At 62.2% G+C, this 16397-nt stretch carries 16 protein-coding genes; 13 read left to right on the forward strand and 3 right to left on the reverse strand.

The genetic code is table 11. From position 1 onward, the window contains the following. Nucleotides 1-1191: sulfatase-like hydrolase/transferase (locus tag JL39_RS00985; protein ID WP_200883899.1), on the reverse strand; the 1191-nt coding region annotated here is incomplete at its 3' end. Between the two features lie 16 nt (nucleotides 1192-1207). Next, nucleotides 1208-2161: a dihydrodipicolinate synthase family protein gene (locus JL39_RS00990; protein ID WP_244446807.1), complete on the reverse strand. Its 954-nt coding sequence runs from the start codon at nucleotides 2159-2161 to the stop codon at nucleotides 1208-1210. Between the two features lie 166 nt (nucleotides 2162-2327). Here JL39_RS00990 and JL39_RS00995 point away from each other — a divergent pair, with 166 nt between their 5' ends. The 13 genes from JL39_RS00995 (at nucleotide 2328) to JL39_RS01055 (ending at nucleotide 15475) form a co-directional block, all read left to right on the forward strand. Continuing rightward, complete coding sequence (locus JL39_RS00995) at nucleotides 2328-3056, forward strand: FadR/GntR family transcriptional regulator (protein WP_037145323.1); 729 nt, start codon at nucleotides 2328-2330, stop codon at nucleotides 3054-3056. A 25-nt stretch (nucleotides 3057-3081) separates the two neighbouring features. Continuing rightward, nucleotides 3082-4668: an ABC transporter substrate-binding protein gene (locus tag JL39_RS01000; protein WP_037145325.1), complete on the forward strand. Its 1587-nt coding sequence runs from the start codon at nucleotides 3082-3084 to the stop codon at nucleotides 4666-4668. Between the two features lie 72 nt (nucleotides 4669-4740). Beyond that, nucleotides 4741-5700 carry an ABC transporter permease gene (locus tag JL39_RS01005; RefSeq protein ID WP_037145326.1) on the forward strand — a complete coding sequence of 320 codons (960 nt, stop codon included), beginning with the start codon at nucleotides 4741-4743 and terminating at the stop codon, nucleotides 5698-5700. After that, on the forward strand, nucleotides 5666-6577 hold the full coding sequence (locus tag JL39_RS01010) for an ABC transporter permease (protein ID WP_200883900.1): 912 nt from the start codon (nucleotides 5666-5668) through the stop codon (nucleotides 6575-6577). The genes JL39_RS01005 and JL39_RS01010 overlap by 35 nt, the downstream gene beginning before the upstream one ends. 10 nt (nucleotides 6578-6587) lie before the next feature. Further along, complete coding sequence (locus JL39_RS01015) at nucleotides 6588-7505, forward strand: dihydrodipicolinate synthase family protein (protein ID WP_037145329.1); 918 nt, start codon at nucleotides 6588-6590, stop codon at nucleotides 7503-7505. A 2-nt stretch (nucleotides 7506-7507) separates the two neighbouring features. Further along, nucleotides 7508-8518 (forward strand): ABC transporter ATP-binding protein, encoded by a 1011-nt coding sequence (locus JL39_RS01020; RefSeq protein ID WP_037145331.1) that lies wholly within the window; start codon nucleotides 7508-7510, stop codon nucleotides 8516-8518. A 3-nt stretch (nucleotides 8519-8521) separates the two neighbouring features. Beyond that, nucleotides 8522-9490 (forward strand): ABC transporter ATP-binding protein, encoded by a 969-nt coding sequence (locus JL39_RS01025; RefSeq protein WP_037145333.1) that lies wholly within the window; start codon nucleotides 8522-8524, stop codon nucleotides 9488-9490. 286 nt (nucleotides 9491-9776) lie between these two features. Continuing rightward, on the forward strand, nucleotides 9777-10799 hold the full coding sequence (locus JL39_RS01030; protein ID WP_037145335.1) for a LacI family DNA-binding transcriptional regulator: 1023 nt from the start codon (nucleotides 9777-9779) through the stop codon (nucleotides 10797-10799). 35 nt (nucleotides 10800-10834) lie between these two features. Then, entirely contained in the window at nucleotides 10835-11785 is a 951-nt protein-coding gene (locus tag JL39_RS01035) for a substrate-binding domain-containing protein (protein WP_037145337.1), read from the forward strand. Next, the gene (locus JL39_RS01040) at nucleotides 11782-12600 is read left to right on the forward strand and encodes an ATP-binding cassette domain-containing protein (RefSeq protein WP_037145339.1); all 819 of its coding nucleotides are present in this window, start codon (nucleotides 11782-11784) and stop codon (nucleotides 12598-12600) included. Before JL39_RS01035 ends, JL39_RS01040 begins: the two co-directional genes overlap by 4 nt. Further along, complete coding sequence (locus JL39_RS01045) at nucleotides 12597-13598, forward strand: ABC transporter permease (protein ID WP_037145340.1); 1002 nt, start codon at nucleotides 12597-12599, stop codon at nucleotides 13596-13598. The genes JL39_RS01040 and JL39_RS01045 overlap by 4 nt, the downstream gene beginning before the upstream one ends. Nucleotides 13599-13608: 10 nt before the next feature. Continuing rightward, complete coding sequence (locus JL39_RS01050) at nucleotides 13609-14688, forward strand: phosphotriesterase (RefSeq protein WP_037145342.1); 1080 nt, start codon at nucleotides 13609-13611, stop codon at nucleotides 14686-14688. A gap of 16 nt (nucleotides 14689-14704) precedes the next feature. Beyond that, entirely contained in the window at nucleotides 14705-15475 is a 771-nt protein-coding gene (locus JL39_RS01055; protein ID WP_037145344.1) for a glutamine amidotransferase, read from the forward strand. A 24-nt stretch (nucleotides 15476-15499) separates the two neighbouring features. On the opposite strand, the gene JL39_RS01060 is transcribed toward JL39_RS01055, so the two are convergent. Then, on the reverse strand, nucleotides 15500-16396 hold the full coding sequence (locus tag JL39_RS01060) for a PfkB family carbohydrate kinase (protein WP_200883904.1): 897 nt from the start codon (nucleotides 16394-16396) through the stop codon (nucleotides 15500-15502). Nucleotide 16397 lies beyond the last annotated feature (1 nt).

A 16397-nucleotide genomic window follows, 5' to 3' on the forward strand; every position in this document is an offset into this window, starting at 1 on the left:
CCAGAAACTACCGCTGTCGTTCACGCCGGAATTGCGGTAGGCGCAGATCGCACTGCTGCGCCAGGCTGCATTCCGCAATGCCATGGCCACCAGATCCTCGCTCTCAAGGCAGGATCGCGTATCGAGGCCTGCCGCTGCGAGACATGTGGCCGCCACGTCGCGGCCTTGCGCGAGCGCGGTGCATCGGGTGCCGGCAGTGAGGTGGCCGGGCCAACGCAGCATGAGCGGCACTCCGGTGGTAGGCTCGTAGAGTGCAACGCCCTTGATGAAAAGCCCGTGATCGCCAAGCTGGTCGCCGTGGTCGGATAGGAAGATGACCAACGTGTCTTGGGCAAGGCCTGCGTCGTCCAATGCCGTCAAAACACGGCCGACCTGCACATCGAGGAAGGCAATGGAGGCGGCATAACCAAGACGGATCTTGCGTATCTCCTCCGGAGAGAAGTCTGCGAAACGTCCGAGATAGGAACCCTGCTGTTCCCGACGAACGCATTCGGGTTGCGTCGTACGCGAAACGACGGGGTCCGGAATCTTCGCGGCATCTATGCAATTCCTGAATGCGAGGGGGTAATCCTCATAGGGATCATGCGGGTCGAACAGGCTCATTAGACAGAAGAAGGGCTGCTCTTCCTCCTTCATCGACTGGACAAAGGATATGGTTCGGTCAGCCGCCCATTTGCTCATGTGCAGGGCTTCGGGGTGATGAAGTTCCTTCCGGCCGTTACTCCGAAGGGCGGCGAGGAAGTCGGGCGCCGTCTCGCGAAGCCAGGCCGCATAACCGTTGAAAGGGCTCTGAATCGAGACAGACGGTTCCAGACACCATTCGTAAATATCGAAACCGTCATGCGGATGCCGTTGATGTTCTTCCTGGACACGGCTGCTGACATGCAGCTTGCCGAAAAGCGCAGTCCGATAGCCGGCCTCCTGTCGAAGCCGTTCGGTGAACAGCACCTCGTCCGGCGGCAGGTTGTCATGCACCCGCTGCACCGCGTGGCCCGGCACGGGTTTGCCGGTGAAGATGCTGGCCCGTGAAGGCGTGCAGATCGGATTGTCGACCGTGCAGTGCTCGAATACCGCTCCAGCTTCGCCCAGTCGGTCGAGGTGAGGTGTCGGAATCCAGTCGCAGCCGTAGATGCCGAGCGTGTCTCGGCGCTGCTGGTCGGTCATGATCATCAGAATGTTGGGCGGTGTCACGGTACTTACCTCAGGATCACAGCATGATTTCTGGAAGGGCGGCTTTGGCTTTTTCCCGCAGGTCGGGAACGACCGCAGGGTCGATCCAGCGATACGGCCGGCGCAGCCGGGTGCCGACATCCGCCCATCCCCCGATCGCGGCCAGCAGCTTGTCCAGTGCTGCATTGGAATAGCCATGCATCCCTGCGAAGGGCGCAATGTGGTCCTCCAGGAAGGCGCGCAGCCGCCGCTCTATATTGAGCGCCTGATTGAGGTCGTCGGCCATGGACGAGGTCCATTGCTGTGCGCCGGATGGGCTAAGGCAGGCAACGTTCGAGAAAGCTCCGACCGCAACACCCTGTTCGACGCCTGTCGCGAGGTGATGCCCGGGGACATAGATTCCCCATGTATCGAGATGTCGGCGTGCCTGTTCGTACCACGAGGAATCCTCGTCTCCAAGTTTCACGCCGATTACCTGTGGGACCGGTTTGAGAAGGGTGGCCAGTTCGGCGGGGGCAAAGACGCGCTTGGCATGCGGCGGCTGATAGAGAACCAGCGGCACCGAGCCGGCGGCCTCGGCGGCCATCGTCAGGAAATCGGAAGCTTCCGCTGTCGTCACGGGCCACCAGTCCGGAAGGATCACCTGAATTGCCTCCGGTCTCATGTCCGCTGCACGGCGCACGCGTTCCAGGGATATCCGGGAATCGGGCTGGCAGGCGCCGATCACGAAGGGCATTCCCGCATCGCTGCAGCGATCAGCCAGCAGCCGCTGGATAGCGTCGAACTCCGCCTCCGTCTGATTGTGGAATTCACCGGCGGTGCCGTTGGAGTAAATGCCGTCCACTTTGGCGGCAATCAGTCGATCGATTTCAGAGGCAAGACGCGCGAAATCGATCGAGTCGTTTTCATTGATCGGCAGCAATGGCGTCGCCCAGTTTCCTCGAATACGCCCCCAGCCCCCATCTCGCCGTTCGAATTTTGTGAGGGCCACCCCCGCCTCCCTGTTTCGGCATGCACCTGAGGCCGCTCCCCAATCTGCGCCACCGCCGGCGGCAAGCCGGCCTTCTCTGCCAATTTCATTTATAGACTTGCAAGATATCCTACAAGTCGATATACCTCAACCGTACTGGGAAGCCGGATCGCTAAAGGAGTCCTTCTTGGCCAAGCCGATAAAGCCGCTGGAGCGCCCGCCACTTCTGCATGTCAGCGTGCAGGAAAGCCTGCGCAGCTATATCGAGGACAACAACCTTACGGCAGGCGCGGCTTTGCCGCCGGAAACCTTCCTGGCGCAACAGCTGGGCGTCGGGCGCAACTCCGTGCGCGAGGCAATCAAGGCGCTGGAATCGGTCGGTATCCTTGAGACGCGGCGCGGCATTGGCGTTTTTGTCAAGGAATTCTCGTTTGCGCCGCTGCTGGATAATCTCGCCTACGGGCTGCAGGCGTCGTTGCGCGATGTGGAGGAGCTGCTGGAAATCCGCCGCGTGCTGGAAACCGGCCTCATCGACAAGACCATACAGATGATCCGTGAGGACGACGTCGCCGAGCTTCGGCGTCTTACTGACCGCATGCGCCAGCGTGCCGAACGTGGCGAGAGTTTCGCCGAAGAGGATCAGCAATTCCATCAGCTCCTGTTCCGCTGCCAGAACAACAAGATGCTGAGCACGCTGATCGATATCTTCTGGTCCGCTTTCTACAAGGCCTCGGGCTTTGCGAACCTGGCAAGCCCTACGCCTCTGGCGACCTGGCGCGATCACCATGAGATCGTCGAAGCCATTGCGGCAAGGGATATCGGGGGCGCCCGGAAGCGCCTGAGCGACCACTATTCAGGGATCGGGAGAGTCATTGCGAAGAACCGGCCAGAGGAGGTCGAGCCGGTTCCGCAATAAACGAAATACACAAGAGGAGGAGAACATGAATCGACGGAATTTCGGCCGCCTTCTGGCGGCGGGAGCCTTGCTTTTTTCAACGATTACCGCAGTGATGCCTGTGCCGGCCATGGCACAAGCGGGCAAGACCATTGTCGGTGGTTTCGACGTGGGGCCGGGCGGCTTCCAGGGCAATTTCAACCCGCTGACCGCCACCGCTGGCTTTACATGGCTGAACACCTATTTCGAGCCGCTGGTCATCTATACGTCGGACTTGTCGAAGCTCACCGGCGCACTGGCTTCGGAATTCGCCGTCGGTCAGGACAACCTGACCTACACGTTCAAGCTCGTCGATACGAAATGGCATGACGGCAAGCCTTTCACCTCGGCCGACGTCAAGTTCACCCTGGAACTCGCCAGGAACGCCGAGAGCGGCAGCATCTTTGCGGCGCGGCTTGCCGGCATTGCATCGGTCGAGACACCGGATGAACGCACGGCGGTTGTCAAGCTCAGCAAGCCGAACTCGGCGTTTCTGTCCGTGCTGTCGCAGGTCATGATGCTGCCGCAACACACGCTATCGTCAGTGCCTCTCAAGGAAGTCGCCAAGAGCCAATGGTGGTCGACCAAGCCGGTCGGAACGGGTCCGTTCAAATTCGTGAAATACGTCAGCGATCAGTATGTCGAAATGGCCGCCTACGAGGGTTATCGGGGAGGCAAGCCGAAGGCGGATCGCCTGATCAACCGCTATTTCGCCAATCCTGCCGCGGCTGTCGCGGCGCTGAGAGCGGGGGAGATTCAGTTCACCTTCGCCGAACCGGATGATGCCAAGACCTTCAGCGGCAACGACAGTTTTCGGGTCATCGAAGGCGATTCCTATGTGGTCAACTATATCGGTTTCAACCACCGGGCCAAAATCTGGGACGATGTTCGCGTGCGGCAGGCTGTCATGTATGCCATCGACCGGAATGCGATCGTCTCCAGCCTTTTCGGCGGTGCAGCCAAGCTCGCCAATTGCGGCTATGTCGCGCCGCAGCTCCTTCCGAAGGACCTGACCGGCTATGCCTACGATCCCCAGAAGGCAAAGGACCTGCTGGCGGAAGCGGGCTGGGACAAGATCAACGGCGACAAGCCGATTCCGTGGCTGACCTATTACAACACACCGCAGGTCGCCAATGTCATGGCTGCGGTCCAGGCCATGCTGGCGCAGGTCGGTATCAATGTCGTACCGCGGGCGCTCGATGTCCCGAGCTATAACGGCATCGTGCGCAGCGAAAAGTGGCAGGACTTTCCGATGATTTATGCCGGGCTGCAGAACGGGCCCAATCCGGCATCGCTCAATATCGGGTTGAACGCCGCCCAGATACCTCCATCGGGCAACAATATCATGCGCGTCGAAATGCCTGCGCTTACCGAGGCATTGAACACGGCGATGGCGGAAACCGATCCGGCAAAAGCGGACGCCAAGTGGCAGCAGGTCTGCAAGGAAATGAATGCCGGGCTTCCCTGGGGGGCGATGTGGGTTGCGAGCCGCTATGGGGTCGTGTCGAGCAAGCTCAAGGACTTCTTCTGGACGCCCGCTCCGGCCGGCGGCCCCTTCGTCTCCCACCCCGAGAAGTGGGATATCGCTCCGTGATGAGCCCGTGAACCCAGATGCGGACGGCGTTCAAAACCCGTCCGCATCTCCTGCGGACCCTGTTGGTGAAACATGCTGCAATACATTCTCCGCCGTACTGCTGTCGGCCTGTTGATGCTGCTGGCCTTGACGGTTCTCATCTTCACATTGCTGCGGCTCACTCCCGGTGACCCGATCGATGCGTATGTCAATCCGTCGGTCCCCATGTCGACATCCGATCTCCAGATACTTCGTACGCGCCTCGGCCTCGACCAGCCCTTGCCGGTGCAGTATTTCGCCTGGCTCGGGGCGGCTTTGACGGGCGATTTCGGCTATTCCACCCAGTACAACGGCCAAGCGGTGCTGCCGCTCGTCCTCAGCCGCATCGGCCCGACGATCCTTCTGATGTTCAGCGGGCTCGCGATCGCGGTCATCGTCGGAATCGCAACCGGCATCTTTGCTGCGGTCCGGCGCAACAAACTGGCTGACCTCTCGCTCTCGACGGCGGCCTTCGTCGGAATTTCGAGTCCGGCTTTCCTGACCGCCCTGCTCGGGCTCTACGTATTTGCGGTCGTTCTGCGGTGGGTGCCGGCCGGCGGCATGCTGACTCCTGGCGCGCCTTTCTCGGTCGGCGATCTGCTGGCCCATCTCATTCTGCCCGCCACCCTGCTGTCGATCGGCCATGGCGCGCTGATCATGCGATACATGCGCTCTTCCCTGCTCGAAGTGCTGTCGCAGGATTATGTGCGCACGGCTCGCGCCAAGGGCGTCCGCGAATTCTGGGTCATCGTCAAGCATGCGGTCCGCAACGCACTTCTGCCGGTGATCACGCTGATCGGATCGACGATCGGCATCGCCATCGGCGGCGCGATCTTCATCGAAAGCGTGTTCGACTGGCCGGGCATGGGCCTCCTGATGATCAACGCCGTGGTCCGGCGCGATTATCCCGTGATCATGTGCGCGACGCTGCTCACCGGAGCCTGCGTCATTCTCGTCAACCTGCTGACCGACATCGCCTATGCCGCTGTCGATCCGCGCATCAAGGTGGCATGAGATGGCGAGCTTGACACATACCCGCTCGGCAGGTCCCATCCGGCGCGCCCTGTCCCGGTTTTTCGAGAACGGTGCGGCCGTCGCAGGCCTGGTCATTCTCGTTCCGATCCTTCTGCTCACGCTCACCTATGATTTCTGGTGGCCCTACAAGCCCAATGACATCGATCTCTTGGCAATGAACCGGGGGCCGTCATCGGCACACTGGCTCGGAAGCGACGGCGTGGGCCGGGATATCATGGCGCGGCTGCTGCAGGGCGGGCGGACCTCGCTGCTGGTCGCGACCGTCTCGATGGTGATCTCCACCTTCATCGGCTTTTTCATAGGGGCCTTGGCCGGCTTTGCAGGGCGTTTCGTCGACGGCGCCACGATGCGGTTCGTGGACCTCGCCATGACCTTGCCGCCGGTCATTTTCCTGCTGGTACTCGCCTCGATCGTGGGCAGCGGCATTGTCCCGACGATCTTCGTGATCTCGCTGCTATCCTGGCCGGTCCTTTCGCGCATGGTACGGGCCCGGCTGCTGGAATTGCGCGAGCGCGACTTCGTCGTGGCGTCGCGCGGCATGGGCGCCGGCCTTTGGCACCTGCTGATCCGCCATGGCCTGCCCAATACGATCGATATCCTCGTCGTTTATGCCACTTTGCAGGTGGCGAGCGGGATCCTGCTGGAGGCGGGCCTTTCCTTCCTTGGCCTCGGCGTCACGCCTCCGGAAGCGAGTTGGGGCAACATGCTGAACGCCGCCCGCGCCACGCACGTACTCGAAAATTATCCGTGGCAATGGATGTTTCCCGGCGGAGCGCTCGTCGTGACCGTTCTCGCCATCAACTTCGTGGGCGACGGGCTTCGGGATGCCTTCGACCCGCGCTCCGAACTCAAGTGAAAGGTTAGAAATGCCTCTCTTTACCGGCGTCATCCCACCCGTCGTCACCCCGCTCACCGCGGCTTTCGAAGTGGACCGTCCTTCATTCACACGTGTCATAGACCACTTGCTCGAGGGCGGGGTGCATGGCCTGTTCGTGCTTGGCTCGACCAGCGAGGTTGTCTTTCACGATGAAGCCGTGCGGCGGCGCATCATCGAACATGCGGTCGAACAGGTGCGCGGCCGCGTGCCGATCCTGGTCGGCGTGATCGATCCCACAACGGAGCGCGTCATTGCCCATGCAAAGACGGCACAGTCCGCAGGCGCCGACGCAATTGTCGTTACGGCTCCGTTCTATGCGCGTACCAATCAATCCGAGACCATCGATCACTTCCGTTACATAAGGGAGGCGGTCGACCTGCCGGTGATCGCTTACGATATCCCCGTCTGTGTCCACACAAAACTCGAACGTCGCACCACCGTCACGCTGGCACGCGAGGGGACGATCGTCGGCGTCAAGGATTCGAGCGGCGATGACGGCAATCTTCGCTTTGTGATGGCGGACACCGCCGATCTGGCGGATTTCTTCGTCATGACCGGATCGGAGATCGTCGCCGACAGCGTCGTGAACATGGGAGCGCATGGCATCGTGCCCGGCCTCGGCAACGTCGATCCGCACGGCTATGTGCGCCTGTGGAACCTCTGCCAGGCGGGTGATTTCGTTGCGGCACGCCGGGAACAGGAGCGGCTTTGCCGGCTTTTCGAGATGGTGTGGGTCAGCCTGCCGCGGACGAGTGCGGGTTCAGCCGGAGTAGGCGCCTTCAAGACCGCCATGCGCAGGCTCGGGATCATCGACACCAACATCATGGCCCGTCCGCAGCGATCCCTCAACGACGAAGAGGCGGCCATCATCGATGGCATCCTGCGTCAAACAGGCCTTCTGGATTGATGATGAGTGCAGAGCCGATCCTCGAAATCTCCGGACTAACGACAGTATTCCGCATCGGCGACCGCGAGATTGCCGCCGTCCGCGATCTCAGTCTCACTGTCGCGACGGGAGAAACCGTCGCGCTGGTCGGTGAGTCCGGCTCGGGAAAGTCGGTAACGAGCCTCTCGATCATGGGGCTGCTGCCGCGTGGTGTCGGCCGCATCGCGGCGGGAAAGGTTCAGCTCAGGCGGAAGTCGGGAGAATTCGTCGAACTGCAAAGCCTCGGCGGCGAGGCGCTGCGCCGTGTGCGCGGCAACGATATCGGCATGGTGTTTCAGGAGCCGCTGACCAGCCTCAATCCGGTCTATACGATCGGCGAACAGATTGCCGAACCGATCCGCATCCATCTCGGCAAGTCCCACCGGGAAGCCTTGGCGGATGCCATCCAGCGACTGGAGGATGTCGGCATTCCCGATCCGCGGCGGCGTGCCCGGCAGTATCCGCATGAGCTGTCGGGCGGCATGCGGCAGCGCGCGACCATTGCCATGGCGCTCGCCTGCAATCCGACGCTTTTGATCGCCGACGAGCCGACAACGGCTCTTGACGTCACCATCCAGGCGCAGATCCTCGACCTGCTCGGCCAGCTCCAAAAGGAACGCGGCATGGGCATGCTGTTCGTGACCCATAATCTCGGGGTCGTCGCCGAGATCGCCGATCGCGTGGCGGTCATGTACGCCGGTTCGCTGGTCGAGACCGGCAGCGTGGCGCGCGTCTTCTCCCATCCACGCCACCCTTACACCAAGGGGCTGATGCGCTCGGTGCCGCGGCTTGGAACGGCGACGCTTCTCAAGGAAGCGGGAACGCCGCTGCCGACAATCGCGGGATCGGTTCCGAGCCTGATGAACCTGCCGCAGGGCTGTCCGTTCGCTCCACGCTGCCCTTATCGGATAGAGGCCTGCTCCGAAGCCTATCCGAAGCTCGCCGATGCCGGTGAGAGCCAGCTCAGCCGCTGCATCCGTTGGCAGGAGATCTGACCGATGTCACACGAATTTTTCCTTGAGGTCAGCGGGCTCGGCAGGGATTTTGCTCCGGTGGCATTTGCGCGCGGGCCGATCGTCCGCGCTGTTCAGGACGTCTCCTTCAGGATCAGACGCGGTGAGGTCGTCGGCCTTGTCGGTGAATCCGGCAGCGGCAAGACGACGATCGGCCGCATGGTCGCGCAACTGATCGAGCCCACTTCCGGAAGCATCCGTTTTGATGGGGTCGAGACGGCAAGCCTGACGCGTCGCGAGCTCCGCCGCCTGCATGCGCGCGTGCAGTACATTTTTCAGGATCCCTTCGCCAGCCTTTCGCCACGAATGACGATTGGTGAAATTCTCATGGAAGGGCTCGATATTCAGCGGATCGGCAGCAAGTCGGAGCGGGCCGCGAAGGCCACTGAGGCGCTCGCGTCGGTAGACCTGCCGCCTGATGCGATTTCCCGCTATCCGCACGAATTTTCCGGCGGCCAGCGGCAGCGCATCGGTATTGCGCGGGCGCTGACGCTCGCGCCCGACCTGATCGTCGCCGACGAGCCCGTATCGGCGCTCGATGTTTCCATCCAGGCGCAGATCGTCAACCTGCTGCGTGACCTGCAGATGCGGCTCGGCCTTACCATGCTGTTCATCGCGCATGACCTTGCCGTGGTTGAATACGTCGCCGATACCGTGATCGTGCTCTATCTCGGGCGGATCATGGAAATGGCGCCGAGCCGGGCGCTTTACGCCAGTCCGCAACATCCTTACACGCGCGCCCTGCTTTCGGCCGTTCCGTCGCCCGATCCTTCAAGGCACACCACCCGGCAAATCCTCAAGGGCGATATTCCAAGCCCTGCGAACCCTCCCAGCGGCTGCGTTTTTCGCACGCGTTGTCCGGTCGCGATCGAGGCCTGTGCGAGCGTCGTGCCGCCGCTCCGGGAAGGGGCGAAAGGGCATTTCAAGGCGTGCATCCGCGACGATCTGGACTGATCCGGCAAACAGGAAAGGTTTCTCCATGATGAAGAACTTGCTCCTTATCGGCGTCGATCAGCTTCGCGCTCAGCCTGCGGATGGTTGAGGGCATTCTGGTCGTCCGCCCGGTTCATGATCGCCGGCAAGCCCGGAGCCTACGCCGCCGCCAGAAGAGAGAAATCATCCTCAGCATCGAGCATCGTTCCACAAAGGACTTGAACAACGCTTGACAGCTTTGAAACAGGATGCATTGTAAAGCGGTTTAGTAAAGCGCTTTACAAAATTGGCAGGATAACGGTTTCCGATGTCTCCCAAGCGAGCAACAAGCCTGAAAGATGTCGCCGAAGCGGCGGGAGTATCGGTGACGACTGTCTCCCGGCTTCTGAACGGCTCGCTCGAGCTTCCCTCGGAAACAAAATTGCGCATTGAGAAGGCCATTCGGGACCTCAAGTACGAACCTAATCCGCACGCTCGCAGGCTGAGTCGCGGCCGCTCGGATACGATCGGTCTCGTCGTTCCGGACATCGCAAACCCCTTCTTCGCGACCCTCGTTTCGGCGGTCGAGGAGGAGGCCGACAAGCGCGGCCTCGCGCTGTCGCTGTATGCGACCCTCAACCGCCCCGGCCGCGAAATCTCCTACGTGACTGCGCTCGGCCGGAACCATGTCGATGGTCTTCTCTTCATAACGAACCACCCCGACAATGGCGAACTGGCTTCGCTGATCAACCAGACAGGCAAGGTCGTTATCGTCGACGAAGACGTGCCGGATGCCGTGGTGCCGAAGCTGTTCTCCGACAATGACCATGGCGGTTATCTCGCGGGACGGCATCTCGCCGATCACGGGCATCGGCGCGTCATCTATGCCGGCGGCCCTCGGGAGATGATCAGCACCCGTCGTCGCTCACAGGGTCTCGAGCGTGCGCTCAAGGAGCGGGGAGAGCCGTTTGAGGTGATACGCTACGAGGGCAGCTACACCGTGGAATTCGGCCGCGAAGCCGCACGCCGCTTCCTCGATGAAAGCATGCCGGCGACGGCAATCTTCGCCAGCTCCGACGAGATTGCGATCGGCCTCATTGAGGTCCTGCGTGCCCAGGGCGTCTCGATCCCCCATGAAGTCTCGGTCGTCGGTTTCGACGACGTCGGGCCGCTGCACCTTTTTGCTCCACCGCTGACCGCGATACGCCAGCCCGTCCGGGCGCTTGGCGAACGCGCTCTGGCGCTGCTTCTGGAAACAAACTGGCAGGAGCCGGAAAGCCTGGCCTCCGAAGAGCTTCTGCCGGTCGAAATCGTCGTGCGGAACTCCGTTGCGCCGCCGTCGAAATCATAACAGCAACGACCCTGAACCAAACAGAGGATGAACACATGACTATTCTGACACGCAGAATGTTGACCACCGCCCTGGCAGCGACCGCCTTGGCCGGCATTTCGCTCGGCTCCATGGCCCAGGCCGCCGAAAAGACCTTCGCTCTTGTCCAGATCAACCAGCAGGCGCTATTCTTCAACCAGATGAACGAAGGCGCACAGAAGGCAGCGGATGCCGCCGGCGCCAAGCTTGTGATCTTCAACGCCAACAATGATCCGGCTGCTCAAAACAGCGCGATCGAAACCTACATCCAGCAAAAGGTCGACGGCCTTGCGGTCGTTGCGATCGACGTCAACGGCATCATGCCTGCGGTGCAGCAGGCCGCTGCCGCCGGCATTCCGGTCGTCGCCATCGACGCCATCCTGCCGGAAGGCCCACAGAAGGCGCAGATCGGCGTAGACAACGCCAAGGCCGGTGCCGATATGGGCAAATTCTTCCTCGATTACGTGAAGAGCGACATGGGCGGCAAGGTGAAGTACGGCGTCGTCGGCGCGCTGAATTCCTTCATCCAGAATGTGCGCCAGGAAGGTTTTGAAAAGACCGTCAAGGGCGTCGAAGGCGTGGAGACGGCCGGTGTCGTCGACGGCCAGAACATCCAGGACAACGCTCTCGCCGCTGCCGAGAACCTGATCACCGGCAACCCGGACATGACGGCCGTCTACGCCACGGGCGAACCGGCGCTGATGGGTGCCATTGCCGCCGTCGAAAGCCAGGGCAAGCAGTCCGACATCAAGATCTTCGGCTGGGACCTCACGGCGCAGGCGATCGCCGGCATCGATGCCGGCTATGTGACCGCCGTGATCCAGCAGGATCCGGCCGCCATGGGCGCGGCAGCGGTCGACGCTCTGAAGAAGATCGCGGACGGCGGCAGTGTCGAAAAGACGATCTCCGTGCCGATCACCATCGTCACCAAGGAGAACGTCGAACCTTACCGGGCCGTTTTCAAATGATCTCCGAAGGACAGCTCCCAACCGCTGTCGCAGGAGCCGGGGGAGGAGATATCCTCTCCCGGCAGTCCGGCGAGGGTGCCGTTCGCCAACCCAGGGTTTCGCTCAGGGGCATCCGCAAGACATTCGGTTCGCACCAGGCGCTGCGCGGCGTTGACCTCGATATCTACCCGGGCGAGTGCCTTGGCCTCGTGGGCGACAATGCCGCCGGCAAGTCGACGCTCACCAAGGTCATCTCCGGCACCTATATCCCGGATGACGGATCCATCTCGATCGAGGGGCAGGAGGTTCGCTTCAGCGGACCGGCCGACGCCCGCGACCGCAACATCGAAATGGTGTTCCAGGATTTGAGTCTTTGCGACCATGTCGATGTCGTCGGCAATCTCTTCCTCGGTCGAGAGCTGACGAAAGGTCCCTTCCTTGACCGCTCCCGCATGATGACCGAAGCGCGTGCCATGCTCGACGCACTCGAAATCCGCATTCCGCGCCTCGGCGCCAAGGTCGAGAAGCTCTCGGGTGGCCAGCGCCAGGCGATTGCGATTGCCCGCGCGGCCTCCTTCAATCCCAAGGTCCTCATCATGGACGAGCCGACTTCGGCCCTGGCCGTCGCCGAGGTGGAGGCCGTGCTCAACCTGATCAACCGGGTGAAGGCCAAGGGCGTCTCGGTCATCCTGATCACCCATCGCCTGCAGGATCTTTTCCGCGTCTGCGATCGTATAGCCGTCATGTACGAAGGCACCAAGGTGGCAGAACGCGACATCGGCAAGACCGACCTCCAGGATCTCGTGCAACTGATCGTCGGAGGGCAGAAACATTGACCGCCTATACCGAACGCGCGGCCGGCTCTCCGGTCGCAGACTTCCTTTCCGAACACGCACAGGTCCTGTCGATTGCCGTGTTCTTCCTCGTCTGCCTCGTCTTCTTCTCCGTCACCACGGACACGTTCCTGACGCTTGGCAACATCCTGAACGTGCTGCGCCAGGCCGCTCCGATCCTCGTCGTGGCGGTGGCGATGACCCTCGTGATCATCACCGGCGGCATCGACCTGTCGGTCGGTTCGCAGGTGGCTCTGGTCAATGCGGTTGCCGCGATCATCCTCGCCATGGGCTATCCGTGGCCTGTCGTGGCGGTGGGCATGCTTGCCTTCGGTGCCCTGCTCGGAATGGCGCAAGGATGGTTCGTCGCATACCAGGGCATTCCGGCCTTCATCGTGACGCTTGCCGGTCTTTCCATCCTGCGCGGCTTTGCGCTCTATCTGACCCAGGGCTATTCGATCCCGATCAAGGACGTGCCCGGCTTCTTTGCGATCGGCCGGGGTGAATTTCTGGGCATGCCCGTGCCGGCGCTGATCGCCATCCTGGTCGCCGTTGTCGGATACGTGATCATTGCCTATACGAAATACGGCCGGCAGGTCGTTGCCGTCGGCTCGAACCTCGAAGCGGCCCGTCGTGTCGGCATGCCGGCGAAATGGATCGTGGCTTCGGTCTACATGGTGTCGGGCATCGCTTGTGCACTGGCGGGCTTGCTGATCGCCGCGCGCCTGGGCTCCGGCTCGTCCAATGCGGCGGTCGGTTTTGAACTGCAGGTCATCGCGGCCGTGGTTTTAGGCGGCACGTCGCTGATGGGTGGTCGCGGCAGCATTCTCGGAACGGTGCTTGGTACGCTTACGATCGCCGTCATCGGCAACGGGCTGATCCTGATGCACATCTCGCCCTTCTTCACGCAGATCGTGACGGGTGCGATCATCCTCGTGGCGATCTGGCTCAACACGAAGATCTTCACCACCAACTTCCGCCTCGGCGGAAGGAAGGCGTGAGGGTGCCACGATGGAAGAACGTTCCGAAGCGCATATCCGTTCGGGCAAGGTGATGACGGTGAGGGGGCCGGTCTCCGTCTCCGATCTCGGCATCACTCTTATGCATGAGCACATCCTCAACGACTGTCGCTGCTGGTGGCATGCGCCCAAGACGCCGGAGCGGCAGTACCTGGCCGAAAGCTTCGTCTGCATCGAGATCCTTGGCGAACTGCGCCAGGATCCCTTCGTCAACAAGCACAATATCACGCTGGACGACGAGCCGCTCGCCATCACGGAGCTGAAGGATTTCCTCAGGCACGGCGGACGGACGGTGGTTGAGCCCACCTGCCAGGGGATCGGCCGGAACCCGCAGGCCCTGAAGCGCATATCCGAGGCCTCGGGGCTCAATATCGTGATGGGCGCCGGCTACTATCTCGGCTCCTCGCATCCCGCCAGGGTGGCGCAGATGACGATCGACCAGATCGCCGACGAGATCGTGCAGGAGGCAACCGTCGGCGTCGACGGCACCGACATCAAGGTCGGGCTGATCGGCGAAATCGGCGTGTCGTCGGATTTCACCGACGAGGAAGAGAAGTCGCTGCGGGCGGCGGCGCGCGCTCAGACCCGTACGGGGCTGCCGCTGATGGTACACCTGCCCGGCTGGTTCCGCCTCGGTCACAAGGTGCTGGATATTGCGGAAGAAGAGGGGGTGGAGCTTCGCCACACGGTACTCTGCCACATGAACCCGTCCCATGACGACCTCGGCTATCAGGGCGAGCTCGCCGCGCGCGGCGCATTTCTCGAATACGACATGATCGGCATGGATTTCTTCTATGCCGATCAGCAGGTGCAGTGCCCGAGCGACGAGGAGGCTGCGCGCGCCATCGTCAAGCTGATCGAGCGCGGGCATATCGACCGCATCCTGCTCTCCCACGACGTCTTCCTGAAGATGATGCTGACGCGCTACGGCGGCAATGGATACGCTTACATCCTCAAGCACTTCCTGCCACGATTGAAGCGGCACGGGGTCGCTGACGCGCAGCTCGACATTCTCATGCGGGACAATCCGAGATCGGTGTTCGAGGCCAAGGCCTCACCGCCAAAACGATGACAGAAATGGAAAGACCATGACCAAGAAAGTCCTCCTCGTCGGCGAGAGCTGGGTCAGCTCCGCCACCCATTACAAAGGCTTCGACCAGTTCGGCAGCGTCACCTTCCATCTTGGTGCCGAGCCGCTGGTGAAGGCGCTGGAAGGCAGCGAATACGAACTCACCTACATGCCGGCGCATGAGGCGGTGGAGAAGTTTCCTTTCGATATGGACGGTCTCGACGCCTACGACGCGATCATCCTATCGGACATCGGCGCCAACTCGCTGCTGCTGCCACCGGCGGTCTGGCTGCATTCGAAGACCGTGCCGAACCGCCTGAAGCTGATCAAGGCGTGGGTCGAGAAGGGCGGCGGCCTGCTGATGGTCGGCGGCTATTTCTCCTTCCAGGGCATCGACGGCAAGGCGCGCTGGCGACGCACGGCGGTGGAAGACGTGCTGCCGGTGACCTGCCTTCCCTATGACGACCGCGTCGAAATTCCGGAAGGGGCCACCGCCGTCATCACCAATGCGGATCATCCGACGGTGGCCGGCATGAGGGGCGATTGGCCGCTGTTGCTCGGCGTCAACGAGGTTGAGGTACGCGATCGCGCCGACGTGGACGTCGTCGCCCGCCTGCCGGAAGACCAGGGCGGCCATCCGCTGCTCGTCACCGGACGTTTCGGCAAGGGACGCAGCGTCGCCTGGACCTCCGATATCGGGCCGCACTGGCTGTCGCCGGCATTCTGCGAATGGGAAGGCTATGGTCGCCTCTGGAAGAACATTCTCGGCTGGCTGAGCGCGGATCGCTGAGGCGACCGCGGCTTCCGACACGGGTCAGCGGGCTAGGATCGCCCGCAACTCGTCGCTGGTTGGGAAGGCCGATCGGGTGCCGCGGCGGCTGACGGTGAGGGCGGAGGCAGCAGCGGCATGGCCGATGGCGCGTGTATCGAGTTCGACGCCGCGAAGTGCCGCGGAGGCAAGCGCGACCGCCATGAAGGTATCGCCGGCTCCGGTCGTGTCGATGACGTTGGTGGCGACGGCCGGGATGGTGGCGATTTCCCGGCCTTGGCTGGCCAGCATGGCGCCGTCGCCGCCGAGTGTCAGCACGACGTGACGCACGCCGGATTGCAGCAGCCGCTCGGTTGCGGCGTGGTCTGAGAGACCGGTGAGGCTGTGGGTCTCGCCACGATTCAGGAAGGCGATGTCGACAAGAGGCCAGAGGTCGGCGAAGTAGGGCCGGAGCGGCGAGGGGTTGAAGGCGGTGACGAGGGCGCGGCGTCGGGCTTCCTGAAGCAGGCCACGGGTCGTCGCCTCGCTGAGATTGCCCTGCAGGACCAAAAGGCCACCGGCGGCTGTGTCGAGTGCGGCAATCGCCTCTTCGAGCGCCAGCGAGCCGGCGGATTCGGTCGTGGTGACGATGGCGTTCTCGCCGTCCGGGGTGGTGAAGATGATGGAGAAGTCGCTGGAACGGCCGGCAAGCGCAACGAGCTTTGCCTCGACCGGTTCCGGCGCAAGCTGATCGCGGATGGTCTGGGCGCGGAAATCCTCGCCCACGGCTGCGACGAGAGTGGTGGGAAGACCAGCACGTGCCATGACCACGGCCTGGTTCGCACCCTTGCCGCCGAGGTCGCGGGTTTCCTCGCGACCGAGGATGGAAGCGCCGGCTTCCGGCATGGTCGACACGGATATGGTTTCGTCGACGGCGACGTTACCGATGACATGGGCCCGTATC

Origin of the sequence: Rhizobium sp. YS-1r (assembly GCF_000757525.1) — a bacterium.
In the GTDB taxonomy this organism is placed as follows: Bacteria; Pseudomonadota; Alphaproteobacteria; order Rhizobiales; family Rhizobiaceae; genus Neorhizobium; species Neorhizobium petrolearium.